This is a genomic window from Streptomyces natalensis ATCC 27448 (assembly GCF_000935125.1).
In the GTDB taxonomy this organism is placed as follows: domain Bacteria; phylum Actinomycetota; class Actinomycetes; order Streptomycetales; family Streptomycetaceae; genus Streptomyces; species Streptomyces natalensis.
Map to the genome: position 1 here is coordinate 22,367 of NZ_JRKI01000008.1, position 16,815 is coordinate 39,181.

9 protein-coding genes are annotated in these 16,815 nt (G+C 71.3%); 3 read left to right on the forward strand and 6 right to left on the reverse strand.

Going from position 1 to position 16,815, the window contains the following annotated elements; all coding sequences use genetic code 11:
- Nucleotides 1–73 precede the first annotated feature (73 nt).
- Nucleotides 74–5,032, forward strand: coding sequence for an NAD-glutamate dehydrogenase (locus SNA_RS05035; protein ID WP_044363481.1), 4,959 nt, complete (start codon nt 74–76; stop codon nt 5,030–5,032).
- 87 nt (nt 5,033–5,119) lie between these two features.
- On the opposite strand, the gene SNA_RS05040 is transcribed toward SNA_RS05035, so the two are convergent.
- A complete protein-coding gene (locus SNA_RS05040) occupies nt 5,120–5,917 on the reverse strand; it encodes an ABC transporter ATP-binding protein (RefSeq protein ID WP_044363483.1) in 798 nt (265 codons plus the stop codon).
- The gene (locus SNA_RS05045) at nt 5,910–6,851 is read right to left on the reverse strand and encodes an ABC transporter permease (RefSeq protein WP_030073735.1); all 942 of its coding nucleotides are present in this window, start codon (nt 6,849–6,851) and stop codon (nt 5,910–5,912) included. Before SNA_RS05045 ends, SNA_RS05040 begins: the two co-directional genes overlap by 8 nt.
- Before the next feature lie 139 nt (nt 6,852–6,990).
- On the opposite strand from SNA_RS05045, the gene SNA_RS05050 reads away from it, so the two are divergent.
- Nucleotides 6,991–7,626: a TetR/AcrR family transcriptional regulator gene (locus tag SNA_RS05050; RefSeq protein ID WP_044363484.1), complete on the forward strand. Its 636-nt coding sequence runs from the start codon at nt 6,991–6,993 to the stop codon at nt 7,624–7,626.
- 82 nt (nt 7,627–7,708) lie between these two features.
- On the opposite strand, the gene SNA_RS05055 is transcribed toward SNA_RS05050, so the two are convergent.
- Nucleotides 7,709–10,063, reverse strand: coding sequence for a bifunctional glycosyltransferase/CDP-glycerol:glycerophosphate glycerophosphotransferase (locus SNA_RS05055; protein WP_044363487.1), 2,355 nt, complete (start codon nt 10,061–10,063; stop codon nt 7,709–7,711).
- 241 nt (nt 10,064–10,304) lie between these two features.
- Here SNA_RS05055 and SNA_RS05060 point away from each other — a divergent pair, with 241 nt between their 5' ends.
- Nucleotides 10,305–12,533: a PIG-L family deacetylase gene (locus tag SNA_RS05060; RefSeq protein ID WP_241779548.1), complete on the forward strand. Its 2,229-nt coding sequence runs from the start codon at nt 10,305–10,307 to the stop codon at nt 12,531–12,533.
- Here the strand turns inward: SNA_RS05060 and SNA_RS05065 are convergent.
- Genes SNA_RS05065 through SNA_RS44645 form a run of 3 tightly spaced genes read right to left on the reverse strand, consistent with a single transcriptional unit; the run spans nt 12,497 to nt 16,649 of the window.
- A complete protein-coding gene (locus tag SNA_RS05065) occupies nt 12,497–12,943 on the reverse strand; it encodes a GtrA family protein (RefSeq protein WP_044363492.1) in 447 nt (148 codons plus the stop codon). The genes SNA_RS05060 and SNA_RS05065 overlap by 37 nt on opposite strands.
- A complete protein-coding gene (locus tag SNA_RS05070) occupies nt 12,943–13,971 on the reverse strand; it encodes a glycosyltransferase family 2 protein (RefSeq protein WP_078969693.1) in 1,029 nt (342 codons plus the stop codon). The genes SNA_RS05065 and SNA_RS05070 overlap by 1 nt, the downstream gene beginning before the upstream one ends.
- 32 nt (nt 13,972–14,003) lie before the next feature.
- Nucleotides 14,004–16,649, reverse strand: coding sequence for a YfhO family protein (locus tag SNA_RS44645; protein ID WP_275041984.1), 2,646 nt, complete (start codon nt 16,647–16,649; stop codon nt 14,004–14,006).
- Nucleotides 16,650–16,815 lie beyond the last annotated feature (166 nt).

Here is a 16,815-nt window from a genome sequence, read left to right on the forward strand (position 1 = left end):
TGGCGGCGTTGTGCGGCATCCACCACGTTCTTCCACAACGTCACGCAACGGCGCGCGACAGGAGCCAGAGGACATGCAGACCAAGCTGGACGAAGCCAAGACCGAGCTGCTCGCCAGGGCCGCCCGGGTCGCTGAAAACAGTCCGGCCGGGGGACGCCTCCCGGTACGCGGACTCGACCCGGAGACCCTCACGGGATATCTCCAGCGCTACTACCTGCACACCGCCCCCGAGGACCTCACCGACCGCGACCCGGTCGACGTCTTCGGCGCCGCGCTCTCCCACTACCGTCTCGCCGAGACGCGCCCCCAGGGCACCGCGAACGTCCGGGTGCACACCCCGACCGTCGAGGAGAACGGCTGGACGTGCAGCCACTCCGTCGTCGAGGTGGTCACCGACGACATGCCCTTCCTGGTCGACTCGGTCACCAATGAGCTCTCGCGCCAGGGCCGCGGCATCCATGTCGTCATCCACCCCCAGGTCACCGTCCGCCGCGACGTCGCGGGCAAGCTGATCGAGGTCCTCGACTGCAACGGCGAGCCGCACCCCAACGGCAACGGCAAGGCCGCCGCGCTGCCGCACGATGCGGTGACCGAGTCCTGGATCCACGTCGAGATCGACCGCGAGACCGACCGCGACGACCTCAAGCAGATCACCGCCGATCTGCTGCGGGTGCTGTCCGATGTCCGCGAGGCCGTCGAGGACTGGGACAAGATGCGTGCCGGCGCGCTGCGCATGGCCGAGGAGCTGCCCGGCGAGCCGCTCGCCGACGATCTGCGCGACGAGGAGATCGCCGAGGCCCGCGAGCTGCTGCGCTGGCTGTCCGACGACCACTTCACCTTCATCGGCTACCGCGAGTACGAGCTGGCCTCCGCGCCCGGTGAGGGCGGCGTCGAGGAGGATGTGCTGACCGCCGTGCCCGGTACGGGCCTGGGCGTTCTGCGCTCCGACCCGCCGCACCGCGAGAGCGACGCCGGCCACCCCGTCTCGCCGTCCTTCAACCGGCTGCCCGCCGACGCCCGCGCCAAGGCCCGCGAGCACAAGCTGCTGATCCTGACCAAGGCCAACAGCCGCGCCACCGTGCACCGCCCCTCGTACCTGGACTACGTCGGCGTCAAGAAGTTCGACAAGGACGGGAACGTCGTCGGTGAGCGGCGCTTCCTGGGCCTGTTCTCGTCGGCTGCCTACACCGAGTCCGTCCGCCGGGTCCCGGTCATCCGCCGCAAGGTCACCGAGGTCCTGGAGGGCGCCGGCTTCACCCCGGACAGCCACGACGGCCGCGACCTGCTCCAGATCCTGGAGACCTACCCGCGCGACGAGCTGTTCCAGACCCCGGTCGACCAGCTCCGGGCCATCGCCACCAGCGTCCTCTACCTGCAAGAGCGCCGCCGGCTGCGCCTGTACCTGCGCCAGGACGAGTACGGCCGCTACTACTCCGCGCTGGTCTACCTCTCGCGCGACCGCTACACCACCGGCGTCCGGCTGCGGCTGATCGACATCCTCAAGGAGGAGCTCGGCGGCACCAGCGTCGACTTCACGGCCTGGAACACCGAATCGGTGCTCTCCCGGCTGCACTTCGTGATCCGGGTGGAGCCGGGCGCCTCCCTGCCCGACCTCACCGACGCGGATGTGGACCGTATCGAAGGCCGCCTGGTGGAGGCCGCCCGCTCCTGGGCCGACGGCTTCGCCGAGGCGCTGACCGCCGAATGCGGTGAGGAGCGCGCCGCCGAGCTGCTGCGCCGCTACAGCCAGGCCTTCCCGGAGGGCTACAAGGCCGACAACTCCCCGCGCAGCGCGGTCGCCGACCTCCAGCACCTGGAGAAGCTCACCGGCGAGGTGGGCAACGACTTCTCCGTCAGCCTCTACGAGCCGGTCGGTGCGGGCCCCGGTGAGCGACGCTTCAAGATCTACCGCACCGGCGAGCCGGTCTCGCTGTCGCGGGTGCTGCCGGGCCTGAACCGCCTGGGCGTCGAGGTCATCGACGAGCGCCCGCACGAGCTGCGCCGCGCCGACGGCACCGTCGCGTGGATCTACGACTTCGGTCTGCGGCTGCCCGAGCACGTCTCCGGCGACGACGCCCGTGAGCGCTTCCAGGAAGCCTTCACCGCGGTGTGGACGGGCGCCGCCGAGAGCGACAACTTCAACAAGCTGGTGCTCCAGGCCGGCCTCAACTGGCGCCAGGCGATGGTGCTGCGCGCCTACGCCAAGTACCTGCGGCAGGCCGGCGCCACCTTCAGCCAGACGTACATGGAGGACACCCTCTCCAACAACGTCCACACCACCCGGCTGCTGGTCTCGCTCTTCGAGGCGCGGATGGCCCCGGAGCGCCAGCGGGCCGGCACGGAGCTGACCGATGCGCTGCTGGAGGAGCTGGAGGCCGCGCTCGACCTGGTCGCCTCCCTGGACGAGGACCGCATCCTGCGCTCCTTCCTCACCGTCATCAAGGCGACCCTGCGCACCAACCACTACCAGCGCGACAGCCACGGCAATGCGCACGCCTACCTGTCCATGAAGCTCGACCCGCAGGCGATCCCCGATCTGCCGGCGCCCCGCCCGGCGTACGAGATCTGGGTGTACTCGCCCCGCGTGGAGGGCGTCCACCTGCGCTTCGGCAAGGTCGCCCGCGGTGGTCTGCGCTGGTCGGACCGCCGGGAGGACTTCCGTACGGAGATCCTCGGCCTGGTCAAGGCGCAGATGGTCAAGAACACCGTCATCGTGCCGGTCGGTGCCAAGGGCGGCTTCGTCGGCAAGCAGCTGCCGGACCCGTCGGCGGACCGCGACGCCTGGCTGGTCGAGGGCATCGCCTGCTACAAGACCTTCATCTCCGGTCTGCTCGACATCACCGACAACCTGGTCGGCGGCGAGGTCGTGCCGCCGAAGAACGTCGTGCGCCACGACGAGGACGACACCTACCTGGTGGTCGCGGCCGACAAGGGCACCGCGACGTTCTCGGACATCGCCAACGAGGTCGCCGAGTCGTACGGCTTCTGGCTGGGTGACGCCTTCGCCTCCGGCGGCAGCGCCGGCTACGACCACAAGGGCATGGGCATCACCGCCCGCGGCGCCTGGGAGTCGGTCAAGCGCCACTTCCGCGAGCTGGGCCACGACACCCAGACCCAGGACTTCACCGCGGTCGGCGTCGGCGACATGTCCGGTGACGTCTTCGGCAACGGCATGCTGCTCAGCGAGCACATCCGGCTGGTGGCCGCGTTCGACCACCGGCACATCTTCCTCGACCCCAACCCGGACGCGGCGACCTCGTACGCCGAGCGCCGCCGCCTCTTCGAGCTGCCGCGCTCCTCCTGGGCGGACTACAACACCGAGCTGCTCTCCCCGGGCGGCGGCATCCACCCCCGGTCGGCCAAGTCCATCCCGGTCAACGCGCAGGTGCGGGCCGCGCTCGGCATCGAGTCCGGCGTGAAGAAGATGACGCCGGCCGATCTGATGCAGGCCATCCTCAAGGCCCCGGTCGATCTGCTGTGGAACGGCGGCATCGGCACCTATGTGAAGTCCTCGGTGGAGACCCACACCGATGTCGGCGACAAGTCCAACGACGCCATCCGCGTCAACGGCGAGGACCTGCGGGTCAAGGTCGTCGGCGAGGGCGGCAACCTGGGCCTGACCCAGCTGGGCCGGATCGAGTTCGCCATGGCCGGCGGCAAGATCAACACCGATGCGATCGACAACAGCGCCGGTGTGGACACCTCCGACCACGAGGTGAACATCAAGATCCTGCTGAACGCCGTGGTCGCCAACGGCGATATGACGGTCAAGCAGCGCAACAAGCTGCTCGCCGAGATGACCGACGAGGTCGGCGCGCTGGTGCTGCGCAACAACTACGCGCAGAACACCGCCCTCGCACTGGCCCAGGCCCAGTCCTCCAGCATGCTGCACGCCCAGCAGCGCTTCATGCGCCGCCTGGTGCGCGACGGCGATCTCGACCGGGCGCTGGAGTTCCTGCCCACCGACCGGCAGATCCGCGAGCGGCTCACCGCCGGGCGCGGTCTGACGCAGCCCGAGACCGCGGTGCTGCTGGCGTACACCAAGATCACGGTGGCCGATGCCCTGATCCAGACGCCGCTGCCGGACGACCCCTACCTCCAGCGGCTGCTGCACGCCTACTTCCCCTCGGCGCTCTACGACCGCTTCGCCGAGCAGGTCGACGGGCATGCGCTGCGCCGGGAGATCGTGACGACGGTGATGGTCAACGACACCGTCAACACCGGCGGTACGAGCTTCCTGCACCGTATGCGCGAGGAGACCGGCGCCTCGCTCGAAGAGGTCGTACGGGCGCACACCGCGGCCCGCGCGATCTTCCGGCTGGGCCATGTCTGGGACGACGTCGAGGCGCTCGACACCGTCGTCGCGGCCGATGTGCAGACCCGCATCCGGCTGCACTCGCGGCGGCTGGTCGAGCGCGGCACCCGCTGGCTGCTCAACAACCGGCCGCAGCCGCTGGAGCTGTCGGGCACCATCGACTTCTTCGGCGACCGGGTCGCCCAGGTCTGGGCGGAGCTGCCCAAGCTGCTCCAGGGCAGCGACGCCGAATGGCACCAGAGGATCCTGGAGGAGCTGACCGGCAGCGGGGTGCCCGAGGCGCTCGCCGTCCAGGTGGCCGGCTTCTCCTCGGTCTTCCCGGCGCTGGACATCGTCGCCATCGCGGACCGCAGCGGCAAGGAGCCGCTGGAGGTCGCGGAGGTCTACTACGACCTGGGCGACCGGCTGCGGATCAACCAGCTCCTGGACCGCATCCTGGAGCTGCCGCGGGCCGACCGCTGGCAGTCGATGGCCCGCGCCTCCATCCGCGAGGACCTGTTCGCCGCGCATGCGGCGCTGACCAGCGACGTCCTGGCGGCCGGCAACGGCTCCGGCACGCCCGAGCAGCGCTTCAAGGCATGGGAGGAAGCCAACGGCGCCATCCTGGGCCGCGCCCGCGCCACGCTGGAGGAGATCCACGGGTCGGAGGGCTTCGACCTGGCCAACCTGTCGGTCGCCATGCGGACGATGCGCACGCTGCTGCGCACGCACAGCTGAGGCCCGGCAACGGGAACGGGGACGGCCCCGGAGCGCACTGCTCCGGGGCCGTCCCCGTTCCCGTACGGCGCCGCCCGCCCGGGGTGCCTAGCGGTGTTCCTCGTACGCGGTGACGACCTCCTCGGTGGGGCCGTCCATGATCAGCTCGCCCCGCTCCAGCCACAGCACGCGATCGCAGGTGTCGCGGATGGACTTGTTGTTGTGGCTGACCAGGAAGACCGTGCCGGCCTCCTTGCGCAGCTCGCGGATGCGTTCCTCGGAGCGCTTCTGGAAGGCGCGGTCGCCGGTGGCCAGCGCCTCGTCGATCATCAGCACGTCGTGGTCCTTGGCCGCCGCGATGGAGAAGCGCAGGCGGGCGGCCATACCGGAGGAGTACGTCCGCATCGGCAGGGAGATGAAGTCGCCCTTCTCGTTGATGCCGGAGAAGTCGACGATGCCGTCGCGGCGTTCGCGGACCTCCTCCCGGCTCATGCCCATCGCCAGGCCGCCGAGCAGGACGTTCTTCTCACCGGTCAGGTCGTTCATCAGCGCGGCATTGACGCCCAGAAGCGAGGGCTGGCCCTGGGTGTAGACATGGCCGCGCTCGGCGGGCAGCAGGCCGGCGACCGCCTTGAGCAGCGTCGACTTGCCCGAACCGTTGGACCCGATCAGGCCGATCGACTCGCCGCGGTAGGCGGTGAAGGAGACGCCCTTGACGGCGTGCACCTCGCGTACGCCCGTCGACGGCTTGCGGCGGACGATGCGGTTGAGGGCCGCGGTGGCGCTGCCCTTGCCCGCGCCCGTGCCGTACACCCGGTAGACGATGTGCAGATCGTCCGCGATCACGGTCGGGATACGGTCCTCGGCGGCCCGGGTCTGCCGCAGGTCATCGGTCTGCTCAGCCACGTCCGTACCGCTCCTCTGCCTTCCAGAAGTACACGAAGCCCGCGACGCCGGCCACCAGCGCCCACCCGGCTGCGAACGCCCAGACGTGCGGCGGCAGTTGCTTGTGGGTGAAGCTGTCGATCAGCGCGAAGCGCATCAGGTCGATGTAGACCGCGGCCGGGTTGCCGTTGAGCAGGACCACCACGATCTGCGGGAGGTGCTTGCCCACCAGGATCCGGCTGATGCTGAACATCACGCCGGAGGCGTACATCCAGGTGCGCATGATGAACGGCATCAGCTGCGCCAGGTCCGGGGTGCGGGAGCCGAGGCGCGCCATGACCAACGACATGCCCATGTTGAAGAGGAACTGCAACGCCAGTGCCGGGAAGGCCAGCAGCCACGACCAGGTCGGCGTCTGCCCGAAGCACAGCAGGATGACCACCAGCGCGCCCATGGAGTACAGCAGTTGCTGGAGCTGCGCCAGGCAGATCGAGATGGGCAGGCAGGCGCGCGGGAAGTGCAGCGCGCGCACCAGGCCGAGGTTGCCGGAGATCGCCCGGGTGCCGGTCAGGACCGAGTTCTGGGTGAAGGTGAAGATGAAGACACCGGTCACCAGGAACGGGATGTAGTCGGGGATGCTCTTCTTCGTGTCGAGCAGCACACCGAAGATCAAGTAGTAGACGGCCGCGTTGAGCAGCGGGGTCAGTACCTGCCAGATCTGGCCGAGTTTGGCGGTGGTGTACTGCGCGACAACCCGGGCCGTGGCGAACGACGTGATGAAGTGCCGACGCTGCCACAGCCGGCCGATGTACGCGGGCAGCGAGGGCCGGGCGCCGCTCACCTTGAGGCCATGGGTCTCGGCCAGGGCGCGCAGCGTGGGATCGGGCGCGAGGCGCCCGGCACTCACCGGGGCCGGGGCCGGGTCCGTGGTCGGGGGAGCGAGAGTCTGGGGCATGGGGGCCGCTTTCGTTGCGTCCAGGGCGGCGGAACGGGAGCCGGACGACGGAACGGGTCCGTATCGTCGCGACGCTGCCGAGACTAAAGGGAGCTCACGTCGAAACGCAACCGTAGCGTCGTGACGCTATGCTCAAGCCATGGCAAAGAACGGGGCACGCGAGGGCGGTACGACGGGGTCGGGTGCGGCGCGCCGCACCCCGGCGGGAGCCGCCGTACTGCGGGAGGACAAGACGGCGGCGATCCGCGCCGCGGTCTTCGAGGAACTGGCGGCGGTCGGGTTCGCCCGAATGAGTATCGAGGGCATCGCGCGGCGCGCGGGCGTGGGCAAAACCGCGGTCTACCGGCGGTGGCGTTCCAAGCTGCATCTCGTGCTGGACGTGGTCTCGGCGGTGGCCGTCGCCGGACTGCCGTCGCCGGACACCGGGTCGCTGCGCGGCGACGTACGGCTGCTGCTGGAGGTCGCGGCCCGTGCGCTGCGGCATCCGATGGCCTCGCAGATCATCCCGGACCTGCTGGCCGAGGCCGCCCGCAGCCCGGAGCTGGCCGAGGCGCTCAGGACAGCACTGCACGAAAGCCAGCAGAGCATGGCCGCCGCGATGGTGGAGCGGGCCGTCGAACGCGGGGAGATCCCGGCGGGCGTCGACGGCAAACTGGCGCTGGACCTGCTGACCGGGCCGCTGTACTGGCGGCTGGTGGTGGTCCGCGACGATCTGCCCGCGGGTTATCTGGACGCACTGGCGCAGTCGGTCGCGGCGGCGCTCGGCGCGGAGTGAGGGACCGGCACCCACGGATACGGGCCCGCCCCCGGTCGCATTCCGACCGGGGGCGGGCCCGTAAGGCGTTCAGCTGCCGCCGTCAGCCCGCCAGTTCGACACCGGAGGCATCGTCGGCGTCCGTGCCCGGCACCCGGTCGTCCCCGGCCTTGCGCGGTGCGGGCAGCTTGACCAGGCCCGCCGCGGCGGCCGCGGCACGCGGGCGGGGGGCCACGGTCCGCTCCTCCAGCGGCTGCGGCGCGGGCGCGGCCTCCTGACCGAGGAAGACCTGGCGCACCACGCGCTCGGCGGCGTGCCCGTCGTCCCACTGGCAGAAGCGGGCACGGAACGCGGCGCGCAGCCCGGTGGCCTTCTCGTCGTCCCAGCGCCCGCTGCGGAACGCCTCGATCAGCTCGTCCTCGGTGGTGGCGATCACGCCCGGGGTGTCGCCCGGCTTGCCCGAGAGCAGGTCGAAGGTGACGCCGCGGGAGCGGACGTAGGTGTCCCAGTCGTCGGCGTAGTTGATGATCGGCCGGTCGAGGTTGGCGAAGTCGAACATGATCGACGAGTAGTCCGTGACCAGTGCGTCGGCGGCCAGGCACAGCTCCTCGACGACCGGGTGCCCGGAGACGTCGATCAGCGCGCCGCGCTCCTGGAGCTTCTGGAGGCCCGGGTCCTGGTCGTAGAAGTAGTGGGTGCGCACCAGCAGCACGACGTTCTCGCCCAGCTCGCGGGAGATCTTCTCCAGGTCGAGGCGGGGGACGTAGCCGACCTGGTAGTCGCGCATGGTCGGCGCGTAGAGGACGGCGGTCTTGTCGGGGGCGATGCCCAGCCGCTCGCGGATCTCCAGTACGTCGTCGGCGGTGGCCCGGTAGTAGATGTCGTTACGGGGGTAACCGGCGTCCAGCGAGGTGAAGTTGCAGGGGTAGACGCGCTCCCACTGCTCGGTGGTGTGCTGGTTGGAGGAGAGCGAGAAGTCCCAGCGGTCGGCGCGGGCGAGCAGCTTGCGGAAGCTCATGCCCTTGGCGGCGGCGGGGTAGCGCTTCTGGTCGGTGCCCATCGACTTCAGCGGAGTGCCGTGGTGGGTCTGGACGTGGATCTGACCCTCCCGCTTGACCACGCCGTCGGCGAAGTTGACGTTGTTGACCAGGTACTTGGCGCGCGCCACGACCTCCCAGTAGCGCGGCGAGTTCAGCACCACATGGTCGATACCGGCCGGGACCTGGTCGGCCATGTTCTCCTTGACCACCCATACGCCGTGCACCTGCGGCGCCAGCTCCTTGGCCTTCTCGTAGATCGCGAGGGGGTTGCAGGCGGGCGTGCGGTTCCAGTACGCGGAGTAGACCGCGAGGTTCTCGTCCAGCGGCTGCCGCAGCAGCGCCTGGTAACGCAGGTCCATGGCCTTCTTCTTGGCCTGCTTGACCCGCTTGCCCGCGTGCTTGCGGACCGTGCGCTGCACCTTGCCGGCGACCTTGAGGCCGGCCAGCGCCGGGTAGGCGTCCTTGGCGAGCAGCGCGTACTTGCCGCCGGTGACGCCCGCGGGACGCACGAAACCGGACGGTACGCGCATGCGGTAGTCGCGGGCGGCGCGGTGGAAGAACTCCGCGGTGGCGTTCTGCGGCAGCCGGCCCGGCTTGTCCAGGATGGTCAGATAGTGGTCGATCATCTTGCGGAACATCTGCGGGCGCCAGCGCGAGAGCTCCGGGTGCGCGTCGAGATAGGCGAAGACCCGGCCGTACTGGTCGAAGACATCGAAGTGCTTACGGCTGGTGGTGCGCAGGATGTTGCCGCCCTGACGGCGCTGGCGGTAGTGCAGGCAGACCCGGTCGAGAACGGCGATCCGCTGCGCGGTGATCAGCGTGCAGAACGTCCAGGGCGCGTCCTCGTAATAGCCCACCGGGAATTCGAAGCCGTGTTCCTCGATGAAGTCGCGGCGGTACGCCTTGTTCCAGACGATCTGGAGGAGATCAAGGATTTGCGGGCGCTCGGCGAGGGAGAACGCGGGGGCGCCGGATTCGTCGAGGAGTTCGGCGAGCGCATTGCGCCGGGCCGAGCCGTCCCAGTAGGTCCGCGCGTAATCGAAGATCAGGATCTCGGGGTCCTCGGTGGCGGCCAGCCGCTCGGCCAGCGCGCTGAGCGCGCCCGGCACGAGGGTGTCGTCGCTGTCCAGGAAGAGCACGTAGTCGCCGGTGACCTTCTCCAGACCGGCGTTACGGGCCAGGCCCAGACCGACGTTCTCCGGCAGGTGCAGGACCTGTACGCGGTCGTCGTCGGCGGCGTACTCGTCCAGGATCGCGCCACTGGCATCGGGGGAGCAGTCATCGACCGCGATCACTTCGAAGTCCGTGAAATCCTGCGCCAGCACCGAGTCCAGGCATTCGCGCAGAAACCCCTGGACTCTGAAGCAGGGGACGATGACGCTGAAGCGGGGTGCGGCGTCGCGGACCATCTCCGACATGCGGTACTACTCCTCGTGACGATCTGTGCACAGAACGCAAAAAAGCCCGAAAGGGCGGCTCCCATTGTCCGTCATCCGACTCGCGTTCACCCAAAAAGGTTGGTCTTCGTAACCTGAAAGTTCTGTGGAGCGCGTCACGGCCGGGTAAAAGCGGAGACTTTTCGGACGGGCGGGACCCGGGAGGCAACCAAATACTGGATTTGGCCCTCTACCTTCAAATGGGCCGCAGAGGAGATTCCGATTGGCCGAGCGTCGCACCTCACTCGTGACCCGCCGCCGGCTGCTCCGTGCGACCGGCGGTGGCGCGCTGGCGGCCCTGGCCGGCGCCGGGTTCTGGGCACGGCTCGCCCCCGGGGAGCCGTTCACCCGTACGGAAGAGCTCGCCGGGTCCGGGCCGCCCCTGGCGGACGCCCGGAACCAGTCGTTTCTGCACGTCGTGGCGCATGCGGACGATGCCCTCTACTTCATGAACCCGAACCTGGAACAGGGCATCCGCAGCGGCGCCCGCTCGGTGACCGTCTGCCTGACCGGCGGCGAGTCCGACGGGCGCAACGCCGCCCCGGGCACCCCCGACCCCGTCCCGCGCAACCGGGCCGACTTCGCCCGCGCCCGCACCAACGGCCTGCGCGCCGCGCACGCCCTGATGGCCACCGGGGACGCGCGCAGCCCCTGGGACCTGGAGGCGCTGTCCCTCCTGCCCGGCTTCCAGGCGGAGCTGCACACGCTGCGCGCGGCCCCGCACAACCAGCTGGTCTTCCTGGAACTGGTCGAGGCCCGTACGGTCTCGGCGCCCCGCGCCACCAGCCTGCGCGGCCTGTGGCTCGGCGTCGCGGACACCCTCCCCACCCTGCGCCCCGCCCGCACCCCCGTACCGGCCGTCCACCGCTACACCCGCGACCAGCTCATCGCCACCCTGGTGGCGCTCCTCGAACGGGTGCGGCCCACCGTGGTGCGCACCCTGGACCCCGATGCCGCGCACTGCTCCCCGGACCGGCAGTCCGCCGCGGACCCCCGGCTCGCCGGAGCGCGCTACTACGACCACCAGGACCACACCGCCTCCGCCTACTTCGCCCTGGCGGCGCTGGCCGCCTACAGGGGGAGCGAGCGCGGCCGCCCGCCGGTCCTGGAGAGCTACCTGGGTTACGAACTCGGTGTACTGCCCAACAACCTCGACAACCGCACGGCCCGCCGCAAGGGCCGGGTGCTGGCCGTCTACGGCTGGGCCGACGGCCGCCGCTGCGGCGATCCGGCGGGCTGCGGCGACCGCAAGGTGGGCGGCAGGGCCTACAGCGGCGGCTCCCGGAACTGGACCCGCAGCACCCGGCTGCGCGCGCCCGGCTCCAACGCCTGGATCCGGCCGACGGCCGACGGCCGGCTCGCCGCCTTCGCGGTCCTGGGCGGCCGCGCCTACTGCTGGACCGAGACCCGCCCGGGCGGCGGCCGCTTCACCGGCCCCCAGCCGCTCGGCGGCGACCTGCGCGACCTGCTGGACAGCCAGATCCATGCTGTACGGCTCCCCCGCGGCGGCCTCCGGCTGTTCGCCGTCCGCACGGTCCTGCCGGACGCTGGCCGGGCCCACCGCCGCGAGCTGATGACGGCCGTCCAGACCGGCACCGCCCCCACCGGCGAGCCCCTCTTCGCCCGGTGGCAGCCGCTGGGCTCCCCGGACCACGACCCCGTCCGCTCGCTGGAGACCGGCTTCCCGGCGGCGGTGGCCACCCCGGACGGCGCGGTCCATGTCTTCGTACGGACCTGGGACGGGGGCCTCGCCCACCGCAGCGCCCCGCACGGGGGGCGGTGGACGGCGTGGCGGCGGCTGGAGGGCCAGGCGGGGCGGCTGAAGTCGGCGCCGGACCTGGTCGACGGCATCGATGCCTGTGTGGACTCCGAGGGCCGGATCCATGTGGTCGCGCCGAGCGGCCGGACCGTACACCACTGGGTGTCCCGCGAGCCCGGACGGCCGCCGCGCCCGGCCGCGGCCACCGGGCTGCCGGAGGCGGCCGGGCCGGTGAGCCTGGTGCCCCTGGAGGACGGCGCGGTGCGCGCGCTCTTCCGCCGGGCGGGCACCGCCCAGGTGCTGATCGCCGAGCGGCAGGGGCGGATCGGCAGCTGGCGGGTGGCGGCGCAGTGCGCGCCGGTGGGCGGCTACGGACGGGTGGCCGCGGCGCCGGCCGGTTCCGGCGACGGGATGGTGCTGGCGGTACGGGACGATGCGGGGCACGTCCGGGTGGCCGGCGTGCAGGGCGCCCCGGGGCCCTGGTGGACGGGACGGGTGCCGCATTCGGCGGCGGCCGGGGCCGCGCCGGACGCGGCGGGCCGGGCGGTGGTGGTGGCGCTGGGCAACGACGGCCGGCTGTATACGGTCCGGCAGCGGGCGGCGGGTGCGGACGCGCCGTTCGGGGCCTGGCGGCCGGCGGGGCCACCGCCGCCGGCTCAGGCCGGTTCGCGGGGGCGGGACCGTGCGCTCTGACGGGCGCGGCGGCCCGGGAGCAGAATCCGCCGGGAAACCAGGAAGGTGAACGGGATCCCCACCACGGCGGCCGCCAGCGGCGCCACCTTGCTGTTGACCCCGCACCAGCTCACCAGCACCACCAGCCCCACGCTCTGGACCACATAGGCGGTGACCTGGGTCAGCGGGAAGAGCAGGAACTTCTTCCAGGTCGGCCGGGTGCGGTAGGTGACGTAGGTGTTCAGGAAGAACGAGCAGGTCATCGCGGTCAGGAAGCCGAGGGTGAAGGCCGCGAAGTACGGCAGGACGCGGTGCAGCGGCAGATAACAGGCGTAGAAGGTCGCGGTGTTGACCCCGCCGACGACGGTGAAGCGGAGGAGCTGGCCCCGGTCGGGGAGCGACGGCAGCAGGCGCCTGGCGCGTGGTGGCATCAGCCGGCCCGGGAAGGGGCGGCGGGGATGGTGGCCTCCGTGGCCGGCCCGTTGGCCTCTTTGGCCGCTCCGCCGCCCTCCTTGGCCGTCCGGACGGCGTCCCTGACGGGCCGGACGGCTTCCTTGACCAGGAAGTGCGGCCGCCGCTTGGCCTCGTAGTAGATCCGCCCGATGTACTCGCCGATCAGCCCGAGCATCACCATCTGGAGTCCGCCCAGGCCCACGATGATGGCCACCAGCGTCACATAGCCCGGCGCCGTGATGCCTCCTACGGCGGCGGAGCCGATCACCCACAGGGTGTAGAGCGCGGCGAGCGAGGCCAGGCTCAGCCCGGCGTAGATGGCCGCGCGCAGCGGGCGGCAGTTGAACGAGATCATGCCGTCGATGCCGTAGTTGACCAGGGTGCGCAGCCGCCATTTGGTCTGCCCGGCCTCCCGGGCGGCGTTGCGGTAGTCGAAGGTGACGGTGTCGAAGCCGATCCACGAGAACAGGCCCTTGGAGAAGCGGTTGTACTCCGGCAGCGAGACCAGCGCGTCGACGGCGGTGCGCGACAGCAGCCGGAAGTCGCCCACACCGTCGGTGAGTTCGACGTCTACCCAGGTGTTGACGGCCCGGTAGTAGAGGCGGCTGAGCGCGGTCCGCAGCCGCCCGTCGCCGTCCCGGCTGCGGCGGGCGATGACCTGGTCGTGGCCGAGGTGGTAGAGGTCGAGCATCTTCTCGATCAGCTCGGGCGGATGCTGGAGGTCCGCGTCCATGATGATCACCGCGTCGCCGGTGGCCTCCCGGAGGCCGGCCAGTATGGCGGGCTCCTTGCCGAAGTTCCGGCTGAAGGAGAGATACCGGGTGGTGGCGGGGTGCCGCTGGGCGAGGCCGCGCAGCCGGGGCAGGGTGCCGTCGGCGCTGCCGTCGTCCACGTAGCACAGCTCGTAGTCGACGGCGAGCCCGTCGAGAACCGAGCGGACCCGGGCATCGAAGCGGCTTATGACGTCCTCTTCGTTGTAGCAGGGGACGACGAGGGAGAGCTTCATGGTCGTGCCTTTTCGCCGGTGTCCGCCGAGGGTCAGGGGACGGCGCGGTCGCCGTCCCCTGCGGGGTAATTCTGGCAAATCTGGTTGATTGTCATGGTTTGGGAGGGTGTGGCGAACGAGCGGTTCCGGCGTCCGCGGAGGCGGGCGGCCGTCGCCACGGCGACCAGGGCCAGCGCACCGGCGCCGCTCGCGGCCAGCCCCGGCAGCAGGCCCGGAGGGGTATAGGCGCAGGACAGCCGGGAGGCGCCGGGGTGCAGCGGGACGGCCAGCAGACCGGCGTACGAGCCTGCGGCGCGCGAGGGCCCCCCGTCCACCGAACAGCCCCATCCGGGCACCGCCGGAAGGGCGATCAGCGCACTGCCGGAGCTGTGGGGCGGCAGCGCGGCAACCAGTTCATGGCCGCCGGTGTTCCATTTGACGAGGCCGTTCGCGCGCAGGGCGGCCACCGCGTCGGACAGCGAGTGAGGGGGGAGACAGCCGATGGGGTGCTCGGGGATATGTTGCGGACCGTCCGGGGTGAACCGGACCGGCACGGCGCCGTCGGCGGGCACGGTGCCCAGGATGCGCACGGGGTTCTCGGTGATGCCGTCGCGCCGCCCGATCGCCCGGGTCCACCGGCCCAGGGCACTGACATGCCCGGCGAACTGCGGGGCGTACCAGACGGCGGTGCCGCCCGGGGTGCAGCGGGCGGTGAAGGTGGTGCCGGGGGCCTCGCCGTCGGCCGCTTCGCCGGGGGGCTTGCGGGCGGGCAGCGTCCAGCCGGTGGCGTCGCGCAGCGGGGCGGTGCCCGTGGCGGGGGACAGGGCGGGGACCTCGTAGACCCGGGCGCCCAGCGCCCGCTCCTGGCGGGCGAAGACGGTCCCGTCCGGGGGCGTCCGGGGCCCGTCGGGGGCGGCGGTGCGGTGCGCGCCGCGTCCGCCGCGGCGCAGATCGCGGCGTACGGACACCAGCGGGCCCGGCCGGGCGTTCTGTGCCGTGAAGCCGCCGTCGTGGTGCGGCGCAAGGTAGCTGCCGACGCCCATGAGGGCGCGCCCCACCGGGTCCTCCAGGCTGAGGGTGTGCCGCCCCTTGATGTACCAGCCGGCGCCCAGGCGGTGCAGCGCACGGGCGGTCGCGGCCGGCACATAGCTGCTGTAGTACGAGCCGCCCTGACCGCCGATCAACAGCGGGTCGTTGTTGGCGAATTCATGCGGCCCCGGGTCGGTGCGCAAGCGCGGCCAGTCGTCGCGGGCCGCGAGCCCGTCCCGGGTGGCCAGCGCCCGCTGGCTGAGGGTGGCCTTCGGACGGAACCACGCGATCGTGTCCCGCAGTGCGATGAGGGAGTACGCCGAGTACGCCGAGCCGAGCAGCACGGCGCAGGTCAGCGCGGCGGTGGCGGCCGACCGTACGGCCGCCCTGGCGGCGCGGCGGCGGGCCGCAGTCAGCACGATCAGCGCGGCCAGGACGATCCCGCCGCCCGCCAGCAGAATCCAGGTGGCGCCGCCCACCGCGGGCCGGTCCCGGCACAGCCAGGCCAGCAGCGCCACCAGCCCGGCGCCCGCGGCCAGTTCACGGGACCGTGGCCGGTGCGCCAGCGCCAGCCAGGCCATCATCACCACCACCCCGCTCAGGACGAACGCCGCACGGAACGGACTCCCGTTGGGCAGCGCGAACCCGTGCCACAGCAGAATCGTCGGCTCCCAGACGAACGACGCGGCCACCGCCACCGCCAGGACGTACCACCCCACCCGCACCCGCACCGGCAGAGCGCGTACGAACGGGAAGGCGGCCACGAGCAGCAGCCCCGGCATCCCGGCGAAGATGTGCGGCAGCTCCTCCGCGTCCCGCCCGCCCGGCAGCAGCTGCGCCAACTGGTCGAGCAGCGGCGGCGGTCCGGGGTAGGTCCAGGCGGGCGCGGTCTGCGCGGCCCGGCTCGCCTCGAAGGTGACGGTCAGCACGGGCGCCGCCAGCGCGAGCGCGGTGACCGTCATCGAGGCGGCCCGCCCCAGCACCCGCAGCCGCTCCCCGGTCGGCATCCCCTCGGCCGTCACCACCCGCACCAGCAGCACCAATGCCGTGGCCAGGCTCGCCATCGCCGCCGTATAGAAATTCCCCGCCCAGGCGAGCGCGAAGAGTGCCGTGCCCGCCACCCACCGGCGACGGTGCAGACACCAGTCCGCGGCGATACCGGTCATCGGCAGCGAAACCAGGCCCCACATCCACATCGGATCGGCGAACCCGTCGTGCAGCACCCAGGCGCACAGTCCGTAGCCCACGGAGAGCAGCGCCCGCAGCCTCCCGGGGCCCGGCGCGAGCCGCCCCAGGAAGACGGTCATCAGCGCCGCGCCGAGCCCGATGCTCAGCAGGGTCACCAAGAAGACCGGGAACTCCACCAGAGGGCGCGGGAAAAGCCCCACCAGCCACGAGAAGGGGTTCATCAGATAGGTGAGGAAGTCGGCCAGGAAGGGGACGCCGTAGCCGCTGCTCCAGTTGAAGAACAGATCGCCGCTGGTGGTGCCGTGCAGCAGATCCCACAGCCGGGCGTGGAACGGGATGAACTGGTTGCCCAGGTCATTGACGGCACGCGAGCGCGTCCCGAAGGGATAGCTGCCGTGGGCCGCCAGCGCCAGGCAGTACGCCCCCATGGACAGCAGCGCCGCGAGCGCGGGTGCGGCGCTGCGTTTGATGATCGCTCTCACCGTGCCGCGATCCCCCAGCTCCAAGAACAAGATCAAGACAGGCGAACTCACCCTAAAGGATCGATAACGGATGATGAAGGTATATCTCTCGCCCATACGGTGCGCTGCGCCGGAGCGCGGGGTAGCTTCCCCTGATTCCCCCGGGATCCCAGAGGCCCCGGGGGCC

Coding starts and splice junctions, on each gene's coding strand:
- SNA_RS05070 (WP_078969693.1), bottom strand. CDS start 13,971: ATGAAGCTCTCCCTCGTCGTCCCCTGCTACAACGAAGAGGACGTCATA.
- SNA_RS05065 (WP_044363492.1), bottom strand. CDS start 12,943: ATGCCACCACGCGCCAGGCGCCTGCTGCCGTCGCTCCCCGACCGGGGC.
- SNA_RS05050 (WP_044363484.1), top strand. CDS start 6,991: ATGGCAAAGAACGGGGCACGCGAGGGCGGTACGACGGGGTCGGGTGCG.
- SNA_RS05055 (WP_044363487.1), bottom strand. CDS start 10,063: ATGTCGGAGATGGTCCGCGACGCCGCACCCCGCTTCAGCGTCATCGTC.
- SNA_RS05045 (WP_030073735.1), bottom strand. CDS start 6,851: ATGCCCCAGACTCTCGCTCCCCCGACCACGGACCCGGCCCCGGCCCCG.
- SNA_RS05035 (WP_044363481.1), top strand. CDS start 74: ATGCAGACCAAGCTGGACGAAGCCAAGACCGAGCTGCTCGCCAGGGCC.